19 protein-coding genes are annotated in these 17,260 nt (G+C 38.0%); all 19 read left to right on the plus strand.

The features are described from left to right. The first annotated feature begins 223 nt into the window (after positions 1–223). The 19 genes from rho to MKY29_RS03985 all read left to right on the plus strand — a co-directional run bounded on the left by rho (position 224) and on the right by MKY29_RS03985 (position 17,249). Positions 224–1,507, plus strand: a complete 1,284-nt coding sequence (rho, locus tag MKY29_RS03895) for a transcription termination factor Rho (RefSeq protein ID WP_090565655.1) — start codon at positions 224–226, stop codon at positions 1,505–1,507. A 158-nt stretch (positions 1,508–1,665) separates the two neighbouring features. Next, a complete protein-coding gene (rpmE, locus tag MKY29_RS03900) occupies positions 1,666–1,884 on the plus strand; it encodes a 50S ribosomal protein L31 (protein WP_090565653.1) in 219 nt (72 codons plus the stop codon). Between the two features lie 128 nt (positions 1,885–2,012). Next, a complete protein-coding gene (locus MKY29_RS03905) occupies positions 2,013–2,585 on the plus strand; it encodes a thymidine kinase (protein WP_241595137.1) in 573 nt (190 codons plus the stop codon). Positions 2,586–3,438: 853 nt separating this feature from the next. Then, positions 3,439–4,518, plus strand: coding sequence for a peptide chain release factor 1 (prfA, locus tag MKY29_RS03910; RefSeq protein ID WP_090565648.1), 1,080 nt, complete (start codon positions 3,439–3,441; stop codon positions 4,516–4,518). Further along, positions 4,511–5,374 carry a peptide chain release factor N(5)-glutamine methyltransferase gene (prmC, locus tag MKY29_RS03915; protein ID WP_241595139.1) on the plus strand — a complete coding sequence of 288 codons (864 nt, stop codon included), beginning with the start codon at positions 4,511–4,513 and terminating at the stop codon, positions 5,372–5,374. Before prfA ends, prmC begins: the two co-directional genes overlap by 8 nt. A gap of 317 nt (positions 5,375–5,691) precedes the next feature. Beyond that, positions 5,692–6,222 (plus strand): stage II sporulation protein R, encoded by a 531-nt coding sequence (locus MKY29_RS03920; protein ID WP_340879036.1) that lies wholly within the window; start codon positions 5,692–5,694, stop codon positions 6,220–6,222. Positions 6,223–6,290: 68 nt separating this feature from the next. Beyond that, the gene (locus MKY29_RS03925; protein WP_340879037.1) at positions 6,291–7,319 is read left to right on the plus strand and encodes an L-threonylcarbamoyladenylate synthase; all 1,029 of its coding nucleotides are present in this window, start codon (positions 6,291–6,293) and stop codon (positions 7,317–7,319) included. A 63-nt stretch (positions 7,320–7,382) separates the two neighbouring features. Then, positions 7,383–7,886, plus strand: a complete 504-nt coding sequence (locus tag MKY29_RS03930) for a manganese efflux pump (protein WP_090565639.1) — start codon at positions 7,383–7,385, stop codon at positions 7,884–7,886. 59 nt (positions 7,887–7,945) lie between these two features. Beyond that, on the plus strand, positions 7,946–8,392 hold the full coding sequence (locus MKY29_RS03935) for a low molecular weight protein arginine phosphatase (protein ID WP_093493827.1): 447 nt from the start codon (positions 7,946–7,948) through the stop codon (positions 8,390–8,392). Further along, positions 8,389–9,693, plus strand: coding sequence for a methyl-accepting chemotaxis protein (locus MKY29_RS03940; protein ID WP_090565635.1), 1,305 nt, complete (start codon positions 8,389–8,391; stop codon positions 9,691–9,693). Before MKY29_RS03935 ends, MKY29_RS03940 begins: the two co-directional genes overlap by 4 nt. A gap of 381 nt (positions 9,694–10,074) precedes the next feature. Beyond that, positions 10,075–10,515 (plus strand): ribose 5-phosphate isomerase B, encoded by a 441-nt coding sequence (rpiB, locus tag MKY29_RS03945; RefSeq protein WP_090565634.1) that lies wholly within the window; start codon positions 10,075–10,077, stop codon positions 10,513–10,515. Positions 10,516–10,530: 15 nt separating this feature from the next. Beyond that, entirely contained in the window at positions 10,531–11,076 is a 546-nt protein-coding gene (locus MKY29_RS03950) for a TIGR01440 family protein (RefSeq protein ID WP_340879038.1), read from the plus strand. Next, the gene (gene glyA, locus MKY29_RS03955) at positions 11,073–12,332 is read left to right on the plus strand and encodes a serine hydroxymethyltransferase (RefSeq protein ID WP_340879039.1); all 1,260 of its coding nucleotides are present in this window, start codon (positions 11,073–11,075) and stop codon (positions 12,330–12,332) included. Before MKY29_RS03950 ends, glyA begins: the two co-directional genes overlap by 4 nt. Positions 12,333–13,562: 1,230 nt before the next feature. After that, a complete protein-coding gene (upp, locus tag MKY29_RS03960) occupies positions 13,563–14,192 on the plus strand; it encodes a uracil phosphoribosyltransferase (RefSeq protein WP_090565628.1) in 630 nt (209 codons plus the stop codon). A gap of 450 nt (positions 14,193–14,642) precedes the next feature. Then, a complete protein-coding gene (locus tag MKY29_RS03965) occupies positions 14,643–15,017 on the plus strand; it encodes an ATP synthase subunit I (protein ID WP_093493835.1) in 375 nt (124 codons plus the stop codon). Between the two features lie 26 nt (positions 15,018–15,043). Then, entirely contained in the window at positions 15,044–15,760 is a 717-nt protein-coding gene (gene atpB, locus MKY29_RS03970; RefSeq protein ID WP_340879040.1) for a F0F1 ATP synthase subunit A, read from the plus strand. A 63-nt stretch (positions 15,761–15,823) separates the two neighbouring features. Beyond that, positions 15,824–16,048 (plus strand): F0F1 ATP synthase subunit C, encoded by a 225-nt coding sequence (atpE, locus tag MKY29_RS03975; protein ID WP_090565623.1) that lies wholly within the window; start codon positions 15,824–15,826, stop codon positions 16,046–16,048. Positions 16,049–16,191: 143 nt separating this feature from the next. After that, a complete protein-coding gene (atpF, locus tag MKY29_RS03980) occupies positions 16,192–16,716 on the plus strand; it encodes a F0F1 ATP synthase subunit B (RefSeq protein WP_090565621.1) in 525 nt (174 codons plus the stop codon). Beyond that, a complete protein-coding gene (locus MKY29_RS03985) occupies positions 16,713–17,249 on the plus strand; it encodes a F0F1 ATP synthase subunit delta (protein ID WP_090565619.1) in 537 nt (178 codons plus the stop codon). The genes atpF and MKY29_RS03985 overlap by 4 nt, the downstream gene beginning before the upstream one ends. Positions 17,250–17,260 lie beyond the last annotated feature (11 nt).

The following is a 17,260-nucleotide window of genomic DNA, read 5'->3' on the forward strand; positions in this document are numbered from 1 at the left end:
TGTCACGTGTGGAGACTCCTTTGTAACCAACATCCTGTTGGTCCGAGGTGATTGAAGCCGTGCCCACGGAAAAGCCGTCTGCCTGTTTCTGCAATGATACACTAGCTTCGAAACATGAAAGTGCGTTGAAGCGGGGATCAACCTTATTCGAATTTCATAATTTACAATACTATTATCAAATTGAGTTAAACAATAAAATATAATAAAGAGTGGTGCATTCCATATGACACAAACAACAATTAATGAGTTAGAAAACATGACTCTGAAAGAACTATATGCACTTGCGCGAAAATTTAAAGTAGCCGCATATAGTAAACTTTCAAAAAAAGAACTTATTTTTGCAATTCTAAAGTCTCGTGCTGAACAAGAAGGATTTTTCTTCATGGAAGGCGTACTAGAGATTATTCAACAAGAGGGTTTCGGTTTCTTACGTCCGATTAACTATTCACCTAGTTCAGAAGACATCTATATCTCTGCTTCTCAAATTAGAAGATTTGATCTGCGAAACGGGGATAAAGTAACGGGTAAAGTGCGACCGCCAAAAGAAAGTGAACGCTATTATGGACTGCTGCATGTAGAATTAGTAAACGGGGAAGATCCAGAGGTAGCGAAGGAAAGAGTACATTTTCCAGGGTTAACACCTTTATATCCAGATCGTCATATCGTATTGGAAACAGTTCCTGATAAACTATCGACTCGCATCATGGATCTGGTAGCTCCTGTTGGTTATGGGCAACGTGGATTGATTGTGGCACCACCGAAAGCTGGTAAAACATTACTTATTAAGGAAATTGCCAACGCAATTACAACGAATCATCCAAATGCAGAGCTAATTGTTTTATTAATAGATGAGCGTCCAGAAGAAGTAACTGATATTGAGCGTTCCGTTAAAGCTGATGTAGTAAGCTCTACATTCGATGAAGTTCCAGAAAATCACGTAAAAGTGGCAGAGCTCGTACTTGAAAGAGCAATGCGACTAGTTGAACATAAACGCGATGTGATTATTTTGATGGACTCCATCACACGTTTAGCTCGTGCGTACAACTTAGTTATTCCGCCAAGTGGTCGTACACTGTCAGGTGGTATTGATCCAGCAGCATTCCATCGTCCAAAAAGATTCTTTGGAGCAGCACGCAATATTGAAGAAGGTGGAAGCTTAACAATTCTTGCTACTGCATTAGTTGATACTGGATCTCGTATGGACGAAGTTATTTATGAGGAATTTAAAGGGACGGGTAACTTAGAACTTCATTTAGATAGAAGCCTTGCAGAACGTCGTATTTTCCCAGCAATCGATATTCGTCGATCCGGAACAAGAAAAGAAGAGTTACTAATTCCCAAAGAACAACTGGACAAACTTTGGGCAATTCGTAAGACATTCTCCGATTCATCTGACTTCGCAGAACGTTTCTTAAGAAAACTTCGCCAATCAAAAACAAACGAAGGATTTTTTGAACAATTAGCTGTAGAAATGAAAGCACATCGCAGTGGAAAAGTAACACTCTAAACTAAACAATTGCATTTAATATCCAAAGATGATATTATATTTATCGTAACATCACAATTTTCTGCTACATATGCGATTGACATCAATCGGATCGTGTAAGGTATCAGTATCATAACCAACTCTGTTCCAGATGGTTCAGGGCGAGAGGAGAGATAGAGATGAAAGCAGGAATTCATCCCGATTACAAAGAAGCAACAGTATCATGTTCATGTGGTAACACATTCACAACTGGTTCTGTAAAAAATGACATTAAAGTCGAGTTCTGTAACGAATGTCACCCATTCTACACTGGGCGTCAAAAATTCGCAGCAGCTGATGGCCGTGTGGATCGCTTCAACAAAAAATACGGCATTAAAGAAGAAAACCAAGAAAACTAATACCGAAATACCTGTAGGGCTTCATGCTTTACAGGTATTTTTGTTTTAAGGCTAATATGATTTCCGATAACAGTAAGTGTATGTTATAAATGAATAGAAGAAATACATAGTACACAAGGAGATAAATCATGGCGCAATTATTTTATAAACATGGAGCAATGAATAGTGGTAAATCAATCGAAATTTTAAAAGTTGCTCATAATTACGAGGAACAAAACAAGCCTGTTTTAATATTCACACCAGGAATAGATACTCGTGACGAAGTCGGTCATGTGTCTAGTAGAATTGGATTGAAAAGGAAAGCAACAGCTATTTATGATGAAACGAACCTACTTGAATTAGTTCAGGCAGAATCCACAAAGCCATACTGCGTTTTAATTGACGAGGTGCAGTTTTTAACAAAGGAACATGTTCTACAACTAACCAAAATAGTCGATGAATTAGACATTCCGGTAATGGGCTTCGGACTGAAAAATGACTTCCAAAATGAACTTTTCGAAGGTAGCCGTTACATGCTTATTTACGCAGACAAAATTGAAGAAATGAAAACTATATGCTGGTTCTGTCACAAAAAAGCAATCATGAACCTACGGGTAGACGACCACGGCAAACCAGTTTACACTGGCGAACAAATCCATATAGGCGGCAACGACTCCTACTATCCGGTATGCAGAAAATGTCACGGTAATCCACCACTTTAAGATACGGTAAATCCACTTCACTTTTTTCTGTGAAGTGGATTTTTAAAAGAATGTATGAATTCTTAAAGATTTAAATAATACTACTGATTTCCGTTTCAGTCGGTTACAAAGGAACGAAGGCTAAGAGCGCCACCTCTCAAAAGGAAGGCAATCTAAGTTCGCTGCGTCCTGCAGCAACGATTGCATAACCCACATCCTGTGGGCCACAACGCCTTCGTGACCAACTTCCTGTTGGCCTCCGCGGGGGGAGCGATGAGTTATCACCGTCGCTTTGCGTTTTTGTGATCTCTCATCTGTCTCACTCATCCCGCTGGAGTCGCCGCCGTCCACTACAATCAAGATAATGCGTAGTACTATACTCGAAGATATAGCATAGCTTATCGCTTTGATAAGAAGAGCAATTAAAGTTAATCTAGTGATAAAACCGTCTGTCCGATTAGGTATACTATTTTATTATGGAAGAAGCAAGTAGATTATCTTTTAACAGAGTTCATTTCATTATTACTTATTTTAAGATAAAACTTGTATATTTAGGTGGTTTTATATCCAATTATCTGATTAAAGTGGACCTAGGGGATTGGAGCGCAGGGCGGCGACTCTAGTGGGAATAGCGCGATCTGAAGACCCTGGACTGAGCGAAGCGGCTGAAGCCGTGCCCACGGAAAGCTTCTACCCTTTGCTACAATCAACGGCATATCTACGTCTCTGTTTTTAGAGGATTAAGTGTCTTTTTTGCCCAGTTTTCCTTAAAAATAGGAAGACTTCCAACCAACCTTTACAGAAAAAGTAGCGAGAAAGTTACTTTTTCTTTATAATAGGAATGATATAGACTTAAACGAACGAGGTGAGCTCGATGTTTGATCGATTACAATCGGTAGAAGATCGTTACAATAATTTAAATGAATTGCTTAGTGATCCAGAAGTGGTCAATGATCTTAATAAGCTAAGAGAATATTCAAAAGAACAATCGGATTTGCAAGACACTGTAGATGCATATCGTGAATACAAAGAAGTTAAAAGCCAATATAAAGACTCGAAGCAAATGCTTGAGGAAAAGCTAGATGCAGATATGCGAGATATGGTAAAAGAAGAAGTGGGTGAATTAGAAGACCAAATCGAAGTATTGGAAGAGCGACTAAGACTGTTGTTGATTCCAAAGGATCCAAATGATGATAAAAACGTTATTATGGAGATTCGAGGGGCTGCTGGTGGAGATGAAGCTGCGTTATTTGCAGGGAATTTGTTCCGCATGTATAGCAGATATGCAGAAACTCAGGGTTGGAAAATAGATATTATGGAATCTAATCCAACTGGTCTTGGCGGTTTCAAAGAGATCATTTTTATGATTAATGGAAAAAATGCGTTCTCAAAAATGAAATATGAAAATGGTGCACACCGAGTACAACGTGTGCCAGAAACAGAATCTGGCGGTCGTATTCATACTTCTACAGCTACTGTTGCAGTACTACCTGAAGCAGAGGAAGTAGACGTGGATATTCATGAGAAGGACGTTCGTGTAGATACATTCGCTTCATCAGGTGCTGGGGGACAATCAGTAAATACAACAATGTCTGCGGTTCGTATGACGCATTTACCTACAGGAATTACCGTTTCCATGCAAGATGAAAAATCGCAGATCAAAAATAGAGAAAAAGCAATGAAAATTCTGCGTGCCCGCGTAGCGGATAAATTCCGTCAAGAAGCGCAAGCGGAATATGATGCAGTACGTAAATCAGCAGTAGGAACTGGTGACCGTTCTGAACGTATTCGTACGTATAACTATCCACAAAATCGTGTAACGGATCACCGCATAGGATTGACCTTGCAAAAACTCGATCAGGTCCTAGAAGGTAAGATGGATGAAGTGATCGATGCATTAATAATGGAAGATCAAGCAGAGAAATTAGAGAGAATGAACGATACAAATGTGTAAAACAAATTTTGAGGCCCTAACACGGGCTTCTTCTTTTTTAGAGGAAAATAAACGTGAAAAAGAAGTTGCTCGCTACTTATTGCAGCATGTCTTGCAGAAGAACTACTCCGAGTTAATGATGACTATATACGATGAAATAACTCCAGAAGCCTATCAAACCTTCTGGGCTTATATAGAAGAACACGCAACTGGTCGTCCCTTCCAATATATCACTGGACAAGAGACTTTTTATGGTCGTGATTTTCTAGTTAATGAGCATGTGTTGATTCCAAGACCAGAGACAGAAGAACTGATTGAAGAAGTCAAAAAAAGAGTCGCTAGGTTATTTGAGGAACATAAAACATTAAAAATTGCTGATATTGGAACTGGCAGTGGTACTATAGCTTTAACAGTCAAGAAGGAAATTTCAAGTGCTGAGGTGACTGCAACAGACATTTCCACTGAAGCTTTGGTCGTTGCTAAAAAGAATGCTGAACGCCTAAAGGCGAAAGTAGAATTTAAGCAAGGGGATTTAATAGCACCTATAGCAGATCAAAAATGGGATATTATACTATCTAACCCTCCATATATCGGATCACATGAAGCTGAAAGCTTGTCGGACACTGTGATAGATTATGAACCACATCTTGCTCTATTTGCTGCAGAGGATGGTCTACAGTTATATAGAAAAATGACAGAAAAGCTTCCTGAAATAATGAATGCTCCAAGTTTCATAGGTTTTGAAATTGGCTATGCCCAAGGTCCAGCTGTCCAAAAAATGCTTCAAAATGCCTTCCCGTTAGCAGATGTGGAAATCGTACAGGATATTAATCAAAAAAATCGCTTTGTTTTTTGTACAATAAAGTCAAACTCATAATTAAAGCGAACATTTCTTAAATTTGCCCTCAATGATTCTATTGTTGATTGGAACGCAAGGTGACGACTCCAGCGGGAACAGCAAATATTTTTTTTGCATCGATAGCGAAGCGATAAGTGCTCGAATTAAAAGCCCAGTAGGAAGGCGTCCGCCTGTTCCGAATTGTTAAACTTGCTTCAAAATATGAAAGTGCGTTAGAGTGAGAATCAACTTTTTTGGGGATTTCGGTAATTAGTAATAATTTTTTTAAGATTTCACTTAATCGCTGAATAAAATATGAATCTACTGGTAACAATGTTCCTAAGGAGGAATGTTATATGTTACCAGATTACGAGATTAAAAAAGCACCAAGCATTGGAAAACAAATAGATGCAGCGATTTTCTTCGTATGGATGCTATTACTAATTCAATTTTGTTTGTTTTTACTGTTTCAACAAGGAGAAGAAGTAGAAGGTATTCGTTTCCGACTAATAGCAAATAGCAATACAATCGAAGACCAACAAGTGAAAAATGACGTGAAACACCACATAGAACCAATTTTATTAAACTACGAAAATAATCCACAAAAAACGTATAGCGACTTAGAACAAGCTATTGAGAAACTATCAAGCTCTTTAAACACTAATATTACAATTACTAAAGGGTTGGCAAGTTTTCCACCGAAAGTTTGGCAGGAAGGAATCTCTTCCCAAGTGATGACAGAATCGATTGTTATTTCTATTGGTAATGCAAGAGGGGATAATTGGTGGTGCGCACTTTTTCCAAAGGTATGCTATAAAGATGAAGTGAAAGAAGAAAAACCTAAATTCTGGGTATGGGAATGGCTAAAAAAGAAGTTTTCCACATAGTTACTAACAATTTTCTGAAAGTTATCAACATTTTGTGGATAAGTACAGAGGGAAGGAGCAAAACTAACATGATAACTACAATTACAATTGTGGATAATTTATCAACAAATAAGTCGAGTTATACACAGGCTGTGGATTTATTAACAAGAGGGGAAGTAGTAGCTTTTCCAACTGAAACTGTATATGGATTGGGTGCGATTGCCACAAGTGAAGAAGCTGTAGCTAAAATATTTGAAGCTAAAGGCAGACCGCAAGATAATCCACTCATCGTCCACATTGGTTCCAAAGAGGAGATAAGTGCATTTACTCACGATATACCAAAACTTGCAGAAGTATGTATGGATATGTTTTGGCCAGGTCCATTAACACTGATCCTGCCACTGAAACCAGATACTTTGGCGAAAAATGTGACGGCAGGTCTACAAACAGTAGGCGTTAGAATGCCAGAACATATTGTGGCCTTAGAATTATTAAAGCAATTAAAGCAACCTGTTGCTGCTCCTAGTGCTAATAAAAGTGGAAAACCAAGTCCCACAAAAGCGGAGCATGTATTCCATGATTTAGCTGGAAAGATACCCCTTATTTTAGACGGTGGAACAACAGGCATAGGATTAGAATCTACTGTAATAGATTTTGTGAGTGATACACCTACAATTCTTCGTCCAGGTGGAGTGACGAAAGAAATGTTAGAAAAAGTGATTGGGCAAGTCAGTGTAGCAAAATCAACAGATCATGAGGACGCACCTCGGGCACCAGGTATGAAATATGCACATTATGCACCTGATTCTCCGGTCTATTTAATAGAAAATTCTATAACGAAAGTCCAACAAGCAGTAAAAAAAATACATAGTGAACAGAAAAAAGTAGCGATAATTGCCAGTGATTTATTTAGTCAGATAAAAGGAGACTACTTCTTTTCATTAGGTAAAGAAAATCAACTGGGTGATGCAGGACACTTACTGTATCAGGCTTTAAGGAATTGTGATGAAACAGATGTTGATATTATTCTAGTGCCGGTTCTCTCTAAAGAAGGAGTCGGAATGGCAATTATGAATCGTCTGGAAAAAGCAGCAAATGGTAAATGGTTTCATATCTAATATCGTATTCTCGCTCGTCTACTTGCATACATTTAAATATGCAAATAGACGGGGGAGATTTTTTTGTGGCGTGAAATTTTAGCAGGCGCCTTAATGTCTGTAGACGTACTTATTTTATTTTCATTGGTCGTATATCGTAAGCAAATTTTTACACTGGCTGCATGGGTGGCATCATTACATATGCTTTTTCCGTTAATCGGATATTATGCAGGTGTGGTCGTACAGAACTATTTGGCGTATGCAAGTCCTTACTTATCAGGTATTCTTTTATCGCTAGTAGGATTACAAATGATTTTAGCTCAATCTCCAAAACAGGTACCACTTCTGTCTCCTTACTTACTTGCGGTATTTGCGAGTTTAGATACCTTTTCAGTAAGTGTTTCGTTTGGTATGCTTAAATTAGAAAAGTTTGTATTTATATTAAGTGCCGGATTTTTTTCCTATATTGCCGTATTTATAGCGCAAAAGGTTATATTTAAACATACATTTATGAACCGAGCGCTTATTTTAAGACTTGCAGGAGTGCTTATTTTGTTGATGGGTATTCTCACGTTACGAAATATTTAACAATTTTTAAAACAATTATAGGACTAATTAATATATACTAGAGATGAGGAAATAGATCTATGAATATTCTGTTTGTTTGTACAGGTAACACATGTCGGAGTCCAATTGCCGAGGCGTTATTAAAGTCTCAAAACATCGATGGTATGGGGGTTCGCTCTGCTGGCATCTATGCTACGCAAGGCGCGCATATATCTCGGAACAGCCAATTAGTATTAGAAAAGGAAATGATTCCATTTACGCATACTTCATCTGCGGTAGATGAGACGCTAGTAGACTGGGCAGACCTTATCCTAACAATGACTGCCTCTCACAAACACGCAATTATTTTAGGTTTCCCTCATGCAATTTCAAAAGTGTATATGTACAAAGAGTTTGTAACCCCTGATGATGTCAAGGATGTATCAGATCCATATGGGGGAGATTTGTTTACATATGAAAATACTTTGCGAGAACTACAAGTATTAACAGATGAACTAGTGAAAAAACTACAGGGGGAAATGGGATGAACGAAAAAAAGAAAAAGCACAGTTTTGGTCTTCAAAAGAAGATTGTGCTATTTGTAGCTATTTTGGCATTAATTACGTATACAACAAGTGCTTTATTTATCCGCTTTATACAACCGTTATTGTTTGATGGAGCAACGAATTCTTGGGGATTTGAAATTGCGACATATGCACTTGGAATTTTATGGTCTGGTATTCTAGCTTATTTCTTCAGCGGTCTTCTTATCAAGCCTTTATTCAACTTAGAAAAAGTCGCAATATTAGCCTCAGAAGGAAAAATTGGTGTTGATGTCGAGGTACCGAAATCGAAAGATGAGATACAGTCGGTAGCTATCGCATTTCAGTCTATGTTAGTGAATTTAAGAGAAATGGTGCAAAGTATAGAAGATAACTTTGACAAAACAAATAAAACAGTACAACAGCTTTCAGTAGAATCATCCGCGGCTTCAGAGCAAGCAGAAGCAATCGCACATACGATAGCGCAAATTTCAGAAGGCGCTGAGCAGTCGGCAGTAGCAGTTCAAGAAACAGCTGAATCAGTAGAAGACGTACGAGTATTAGCTTCAGAGGTAAATCTTCGTGCAGAAAAATCTTCTGAACAATCTAAAGAAATGATAACAGGTTTATCTCAAACTACGGATGTTATTCAATCGTTAGTAAACGGGATTCAAAAAATTGCTTCTGGTAATGAGGCTGCACTTGGAAATGTTCATCAATTAGAAGAGAATGCAGGGAAAGTAGAAAGTATTATTCAGTTGGTTGGAGATATTGCGGCACAAACGAATTTGCTTGCACTAAATGCATCTATTGAAGCAGCACGTGCTGGAGAACACGGTAAAGGATTTGCTGTCGTTGCTGAGGAAGTTCGTAAATTAGCAGATGAAAGTGCTAAAGCAGTACAAGGTATTTCTGAATTGATATTAGCAATACAAACAGATGTACAAACAGTCGTTCATCAGATGACGGACCAAGTAAGCTTTGCTGTTGGGGAAGCTAAACGTGTTTCCGAAACAAATGAAGCAATTGAAGGAATGTCTGCAAAGATTCATGAGATGGCGGAATCGGTGGTTGAAATTTCCTCTCTAGTGGAGAAACAATTAACAAATATAGAAAGTACGGCGCGCCAGTCACAAGAAGTAGCTGCTATTGCCCAAGAAACATCCGCAGGAGCAGAAGAGGTTCGCAGTGCTACGGATGAACAAGCTCGTTCCATTGAGCAAATTGAATCCGTATCATTCGGGTTAAAGCAACAATCGGAAGAGTTATTTAAAGTAATATCTCAATTTGATCGGAAAACAAACTAATTCTGAATGGAATTTAAAGCTAGAAATTAAACACGAACTTAATCTTGTATAAATAAAATAATGTTCGGTTTTTAGTGATTATTATTTGTTCTATTAAATTTTTTCTTTAAAATTTTCGGAAACTAGTCAAATTTAGCGGAAATAATGCAACTCACTTTGTGTGAGTTGTGTTTTTTTATATAGAAAAATGGTATGATGTTAAGGAGTAATAAAGTGAAACTTCCAACAGTGGATTTTTCTTCATCTTCCATTGATGGTTAGTTAAATCAATCTGGATTTACAGGCTGTTTATCCTTCACCTGTTTCTTTTAATTTTCTTTTGAAAAATTTGTGGGGATTCTACAGACTGTTAAACCGGGATAACAGAAAAGAGGGAACGAGTTGAAAATTGCAATTTCTTCCGATCATGGCGGAAATAATCTTCGTCAGGAAATTATGCAGCTTCTTGAAGAATTAGGATTATCATATGAAGATTTTGGACCAAAAAGTAATGATTCTGTTGATTTTCCAGACTTTGCAATGCCAGTAGCAGAAGGTGTGGCAAATGGTAGTTTCGATCGTGGTATTTTAATCTGTGGTACTGGTATAGGTATGTCTATTGCTGCAAACAAGGTAAAAGGTATCCGTTGTGCATTAGTTCATGATGTATTTTCTGCAAAGGCTACTAGAAATCATAACGATTCTAACATTATTGCAATGGGTGAGCGTGTAATTGGAGCAGGGCTTGCAAGAGAAATAGTTTCAACTTGGCTTGCACAGGATTTTGAAGGTGGACGTCATTTACGTCGAGTAGAAAAAATTACAGAAATAGAAAACGCATAGAAGAAGGGATTCCTTATGGAAGCAAAAAGTTTGTGGGTAGAACAAATCGAACAGCTTCTTTTAGAAGTGGAGCAGCAAATAGTGTTTCATGAAAATAATTTGTTTGTAGTTGGATGTTCGACTTCAGAAATTATTGGTGAAAAAATTGGAACTGCAGGCGGTTTAGAAGTTGCCGAGGTTTTATTCACCCCTTTACAAGAATTTGCAAACCGCAACAATATCCATTTGGCTTTTCAAGGCTGCGAACATATTAATCGCGCCATAACAATGGAAAGAAAAACTCAATTACTATATAGATTACCAGAAGTATCAGTTATTCCAGTAGTTCGTGCAGGTGGCTCTATGTCTGCATTTGCATACACACATTTTAATGACCCTGTTGTAGTCGAGCATGTAAGTGCACATGCAGGCATTGATATAGGACAAACCTTGATTGGTATGCAGCTTCAGCCAGTTGCTGTACCAATTCGCTTGTCCATAAAAAAAATTGGGGAAGCAATCGTATCGATTGCGAAAACACGTCCTAAGCTAATTGGCGGAGAGCGTGCATTTTACGGATGAATTTGGAGGAGGAACGAATAGTGGAGAAAATTTTATCACAAGATCCAGCAGTATATGAGGCAATGTTAGCAGAGAAAAAGCGTCAACAATCGAATATTGAGTTAATAGCATCAGAAAACTTCGTATCAGAGGCTGTAATGGAAGCTCAAGGCTCTGTACTGACCAATAAATATGCAGAAGGTTACCCTGGTAAACGTTACTATGGTGGCTGTGAGCATGTCGATGTAGTAGAAAATATTGCACGCGATCGATTGAAAGAAATTTTCGGTGCTGAACACGCCAATGTGCAACCACATTCAGGTTCTCAAGCTAATATGGCAGTTTACATGACTGCACTACAGCCGGGCGACACAATCCTAGGGATGAATTTGTCTCATGGTGGGCATTTAACACATGGTTCTCCAGTCAATTTTAGTGGTATTCAATATAACTTTATCGAGTACGGTGTTAACAAAGAAACGGAACTAATCGATTACGAAGAAGTTCGTGCTATTGCGTTAGAGCATAAGCCGAAAATGATCGTTGCTGGAGCAAGTGCATATTCTCGTACTATTGACTTCGCAAAATTCCGTGAAATCTCAGATGAAGTTGGTGCCTACCTATTTGTAGATATGGCTCATATCGCAGGTTTAGTAGCTGCTGGTCTTCATCCTAACCCAGTACCACATGCGCATTTCGTAACATCTACAACACATAAAACATTACGTGGACCACGCGGTGGATTGATCTTAACTACAGAAGAGTTCGCGAAAAAAATTGATAAAACGATTTTTCCAGGAATTCAAGGTGGCCCATTAATGCACGTAATTGCAGCTAAAGCTGTGGCGTTTGGTGAAGCTCAAAAACCAGAGTTTAAAGATTACCAAGCACAAGTAATTGCTAATGCTAAAGCGTTAGCAGACAGTCTAACTGCAGAAGGAATCCGTATCGTTTCTGGTGGTACAGACAACCATGTTATGCTACTAGACGTATCTGCTCTTGAGCTAACTGGTAAAGTAGCAGAACATGTACTTGATGAGGTCGGAATTACAGTCAATAAAAACACAATTCCATTTGATACAGCAAGTCCGTTCATCACCTCAGGTGTTCGCATCGGTACACCAGCTGTTACATCTCGTGGATTTAAAGAAGCAGAAATGAAAGAAATCGCATCTATCATTGCAAAACTATTAAAAAATACTGAGGATGCAGAAGTCCTAAAAGAAGCAAAAGAAAGAGTTGCCACATTAACAAGCAACTTCCCATTATACGAATAAATAAATAGTATTAAAGCCGGCTACTTCACTACAGTAGCTGGCTTTTTTTGTGTACTGATATTGCCGGTAAACGTTATGAAGAATCTAGGGGAGAACCACCTGTACAATCAGGTAAGGCACCAGAATAACTGAAGAAACCTCGTAATCGACAATTATTCATTTTTCGTACGAATTTCCTTATCAATTATAGAAAGTCTCAATCTAAAAGGAGAGATTTTATAGCAACATAATCATTTACTTGCGATGTCGTGTTGTTTACTTGCTTAGATCAGGGGGTTACTTGCTCTTCTCTACCAGGTACTTGCTTTCCTTATTCAAATACTTGCTCTCGAAGAGGTTTTACTTGCGAAACGGAAATTTATTACAAAAGTAACTCTATTCTCTGAGCTCTTTAATCCTACCGTGACTATGCAACAGAACCATTTACTTGCGGTGTCGAGTTGTTTACTTGCGCTCATTAGGAGTTTACTTGCCCTCCCCTACCAGGTACTTGCTTTCCTTATTCAAATACTTGCTCTCGAAGAAGTATTACTTGCGAAACGGAAATTTATTACAAAAGTAACTCTACTCTCTGAGCTCTTAAATCCTACAGAGACTAGATTTGCGTCAGCACAAAACGATTAGGAAGTGCCAATAGGATATTTTATTGCAAAATAACCATTTACTTGCGGTGTTGAGTTGTTTACTTGCTCTCAATAGAAGTATACTTGCTCACCTCTAGCTGGTACTTGCTTTCCTTATTCAAATACTTGCTCTCGAAGAGGTTTTACTTGCGAAACGGAAATTTATTACAAAAGTAACTCTATTCTCTGAGCTCTTTAATCCTACCGTGACTAGATTTTTGGCAGCGGATACCCGATTAGGAAGTGTTAATAAGAAGAAATTTTACTGCGAGATAATAATTTATTTTCGTGCCGTGTTGGTAACTTTCTCTCAATAGAAATTTACTTGAGAACCCTTTCCAATCCACCATTATCCTCTATCTACAAATAAAATACTCATATTTTTAGATAGATATTTCCATTAGAAGATAGGCACTAGGATTTGAGCAGCGCATAGTTTATGAAGAAAATATTACTAAGACCTTTAACTTACTCTCAATGGTGGTTTACAAACCTCTAGACTTGGAGAAAATAGACGCAATATTAAAAACGTGGGATTACTGTTTGTATCTCACGTTTTTTGGTATAATTAATAGAATTTAAATAAAATCGAAGGAGATGCTGCTGTATGCCAAAAGTATTTGTATTTGATCACCCTCTTATCCAACACAAACTTACATATATTCGCGATGTAAAAACAGGTACAAAAGAGTTTCGTGAATTAGTGGATGAGGTTGCTACACTCATGGCGTTTGAAATTACGCGAGAAATGCCATTGGAGGAAACAGAAGTAGAAACTCCAGTTCAACTTACAAAATCTAAAGTGCTTGCAGGGAAAAAATTAGGGATAGTTCCTATATTACGTGCTGGAATAGGAATGGTCGATGGAATTCTTAAGTTAATTCCTGCCGCAAAAGTAGGACATATTGGTCTTTACCGCGATCCAGAAACACTAAAACCGGTGGAATATTATGTGAAGCTTCCTGCAGATGTAGCAGAACGTGATTTCATTTTAGTTGATCCTATGCTTGCTACAGGAGGTTCAGCAATCGAAGCAGTTAACTCTCTTAAAACACGTGGGGCGACTAGCATCAAGTTTATGTGTTTAATCGCAGCACCTGAAGGAGTGGAAGCTCTTCAAAAAGCACATCCAGACGTAGATATTTATATCGCAGCTCTAGATGAAAAACTAAATGATCACGGATATATTGTTCCTGGATTAGGGGATGCCGGTGACCGTTTGTTTGGTACAAAATAATATTGTTTTCAAAAATTATCCAATTGTAGTGAAATTTTTAAATTTGTCAATAAAATGTCGGGAAGATTTACTATTCTAAGTTTTTCTCACTAAGCAATTGACATCATTTTGCCCCTATTGTATGCTTACAAAGGATAATCATGATAGGGGTTTCATGCTTGAAACACTCGTCAGATTAACTTTCTACTAGATTCACAGTTTTTACTTAATAAGGAAAAACTGTGAGGATTCTTTTTACGTCGTACTTAGACGTCCTATTTAAAGGGAAAGCATTGTATTCTGCGATTCTCTCACAGCTTATCGGTTCTAACTCATTCACTGAGATGTGAATGAAAGGGATAATAGAACCACTCCAGTAATACTAGTAATATGTTTTCTTGTTAACTTTACAGTTACAAGTTGACAGTAATTGCTACCATTCGAAAATATGATTCAGGAGATTAAAGATCAATGCTAGAAATGCAAAGTATATTTACGAAGCAAAAGAAGTATATGTTCTTTTTGCTTGCAGTTTGTGCGCTAGGTTGGGGTTTAACACCTTATTCGACAATTTTTGCAGGCTTGGCACTTGGTTCTTTATTTGGTTTGTATAATTTCTGGATTCTAGTCCGTAGAATGGAGAAATTTGATCGTGTGCTTGAAAGTGGAAAAGGACGAGCAGGTTTAGGCACAACATTACGATTCGCTTCGGGTGTTGCCGCTGTAGCAATTGCACTTGCCCTTCCGGAGTATTTCCATCTCATCAGTACAGTTATCGGATTAATGATTCCCTATGTTTTACTTGTTGTAGAACGTATTATGTTTCTAGTAAAAAATCAGCAATGAGAATGTGAAAGAGAGGTGAATTAATCGTGGAACATGCAAATCCCACATTTGAGTTTCTAGGGATGACAGGGAACTGGTCCAACATTTTAATGTTAGCAGTGACTTCACTGATAGTATTTTTGATCGCCTTTTTATCAACTAGAAACTTAAAGATGAAGCCCACTGGTATGCAAAACTTCATGGAGTGGATAATGGACTTCGTGAAAGGGATCATTAAAAGTAACTTTGACTGGCAAACTGGCGGACGTTTCCATGTTCTTGGAATAACGTTTCTTATGTTTATCGCAGTAGCGAACGTATTAGGGCTTCCATTCTCCATTTCATATGATGGAATTCTATGGTGGAAATCCCCAACGGCAGATCCAACAGTTACGATGACGCTAGCAGTAATGGTTATCATTTTAACGCACTATTATGGAATAAAGATGAAAGGTATGAAGGGCTACGCAGTAGATACATACTTAAAGCCAATGCCGTTTTTATTCCCATTAAAAATTATCGAGGAATTCGCAAATACGTTGACACTCGGTCTTCGTCTTTACGGTAATATCTATGCAGGTGAAGTTCTTTTAGGACTAATCGCAGGTTTAGCAACAGGTTATGGGGCTTTCGGCTTTGTTGGGGCAATTATCCCAGCAATGGCATGGCAAGGTTTCTCTCTATTTATAGGCGGAATCCAAGCGTTCATTTTCGTTATGTTAACAATGGTTTATATGTCACATAAAGTGTCAGCAGACCATTAATATAACTGTTTAGATTCTTAAGCAGAAAAAATAAAAACAACATTCCAAGGAGGAAATTACACAATGGTAGGTTCAGTTGGTCTTTTAGCAGCAGCTATAGCAGTAGGTTTAGGAGCACTTGGTGCAGGTATTGGTAACGGTTTAATCGTTTCAAAAACAGTAGAAGGTATCGCTCGTCAACCAGAAGCACGTGGAGCTTTACAAACAGTTATGTTCATCGGGGTAGCATTAGTTGAGGCGATTCCAATTATCGGAGTAGTTATCGCGTTCATCGTATTAAACAAATAATAACTACAAGCAAGTCTTAATGGCGGGTCCTAATCCGCCATTCTCTTTATGAGTAACAAAACATATGAACTAGAAAACAATGATCACTATTTAAATAATAGAAGCAATATCTCTTATTAGCGTTTGAAAGGAGTGAAACAATCGTGTCTTTTGATTACCTTGTACTTGGTGCTAGTGGCCATGATGGATTGAATACTTGGGATATTTTAGCAACATTATTCTTCTTCATCTTACTTATGGCTCTATTAAAGAAAGTAGCTTGGGGTCCACTTATGGGGATTATGACTCAACGTGAAGAGTTAATCGCAAGTGAAATCGCAGCAGCTGAAAATAGTCGCCAAGAATCACAGCGTTTACTGGAAGAACAACGTGACTTACTTAAAGAAGCACGTACGGAAGCTTTAGCGATTGTAGAAAATGCGAAAAAGCAAGGCGATGCATCTCGTGAGGAAATTATCACAACTGCTCGTACTGAAGCTATCCGTTTGAAAGAATCTGCTATCCGTGAAATTGATACAGAAAAAGAAAGAGCGATTGCAGCAGTACGTGAAGAAGTCGTTTCACTTTCAGTACTTGCAGCGTCGAAAGTTCTTGAAAAAGAAGTTTCGGAAGAAGATAATCGTGCGCTAATCGAGGCAACGATTGCGAAGGCAGGCGAGGTTAATTGAGTAATTCAACTGTAGCTAAGCGTTATGCAATCTCTTTGTTCGAGTTAGCAACAAAAAAGAATGAAGTACAAGCAGTCGAAAATGATTTACGTGAACTTAAAGTTGTTTGGAATGGTAACAAAGATGTGAAAACTTTATTCACTTCTCCAAAGTTATCTCTAGACAAGAAAAAAGAGTTGGTACGTCAAATTTTTGCTAATGCGAACCCTATTGTTATCAATACACTTTTAGTGCTAATTGATAAGAAGAGATTAGCAGAAGTATCCGACATTATTTCTGAATTTATGATTCTTTCGAATGAAGCACAAGGTATCGCTGAAGCGAAAGTATATACTACACGTGCACTTACAGAAGAAGAACGTGCAAACGTATCATCTGCATTTGCTAAAAACGTAGGCAAACAATCTTTAAATATCCAAAACATTGTAGATCCATCAATTATAGGTGGAATGCGTGTTCAAATCGGAAACCGCATTTACGATAGCACTCTAAGTACTAAATTAGATCGCTTAAAACGTAACTTGATCGGTTAATATTATGAATT

It is taken from the genome of Psychrobacillus sp. FSL K6-2365, assembly GCF_038003165.1.
Lineage (GTDB): Bacteria > Bacillota > Bacilli > Bacillales_A > Planococcaceae > Psychrobacillus > Psychrobacillus psychrodurans.

What these genes read in the sequence shown, in the direction of transcription:
- upp (WP_090565628.1), top strand. Translation starts at nt 13,563, where the DNA reads ATGCCAAAAGTATTTGTATTTGATCACCCTCTTATCCAACACAAACTT.
- atpE (WP_090565623.1), top strand. Translation starts at nt 15,824, where the DNA reads ATGGTAGGTTCAGTTGGTCTTTTAGCAGCAGCTATAGCAGTAGGTTTA.
- MKY29_RS03925 (WP_340879037.1), top strand. Translation starts at nt 6,291, where the DNA reads ATGATAACTACAATTACAATTGTGGATAATTTATCAACAAATAAGTCG.
- MKY29_RS03950 (WP_340879038.1), top strand. Translation starts at nt 10,531, where the DNA reads ATGGAAGCAAAAAGTTTGTGGGTAGAACAAATCGAACAGCTTCTTTTA.
- prfA (WP_090565648.1), top strand. Translation starts at nt 3,439, where the DNA reads ATGTTTGATCGATTACAATCGGTAGAAGATCGTTACAATAATTTAAAT.
- MKY29_RS03905 (WP_241595137.1), top strand. Translation starts at nt 2,013, where the DNA reads ATGGCGCAATTATTTTATAAACATGGAGCAATGAATAGTGGTAAATCA.
- glyA (WP_340879039.1), top strand. Translation starts at nt 11,073, where the DNA reads ATGAATTTGGAGGAGGAACGAATAGTGGAGAAAATTTTATCACAAGAT.
- MKY29_RS03965 (WP_093493835.1), top strand. Translation starts at nt 14,643, where the DNA reads ATGCTAGAAATGCAAAGTATATTTACGAAGCAAAAGAAGTATATGTTC.
- MKY29_RS03935 (WP_093493827.1), top strand. Translation starts at nt 7,946, where the DNA reads ATGAATATTCTGTTTGTTTGTACAGGTAACACATGTCGGAGTCCAATT.
- rho (WP_090565655.1), top strand. Translation starts at nt 224, where the DNA reads ATGACACAAACAACAATTAATGAGTTAGAAAACATGACTCTGAAAGAA.
- prmC (WP_241595139.1), top strand. Translation starts at nt 4,511, where the DNA reads ATGTGTAAAACAAATTTTGAGGCCCTAACACGGGCTTCTTCTTTTTTA.
- rpmE (WP_090565653.1), top strand. Translation starts at nt 1,666, where the DNA reads ATGAAAGCAGGAATTCATCCCGATTACAAAGAAGCAACAGTATCATGT.
- MKY29_RS03940 (WP_090565635.1), top strand. Translation starts at nt 8,389, where the DNA reads ATGAACGAAAAAAAGAAAAAGCACAGTTTTGGTCTTCAAAAGAAGATT.
- MKY29_RS03920 (WP_340879036.1), top strand. Translation starts at nt 5,692, where the DNA reads ATGTTACCAGATTACGAGATTAAAAAAGCACCAAGCATTGGAAAACAA.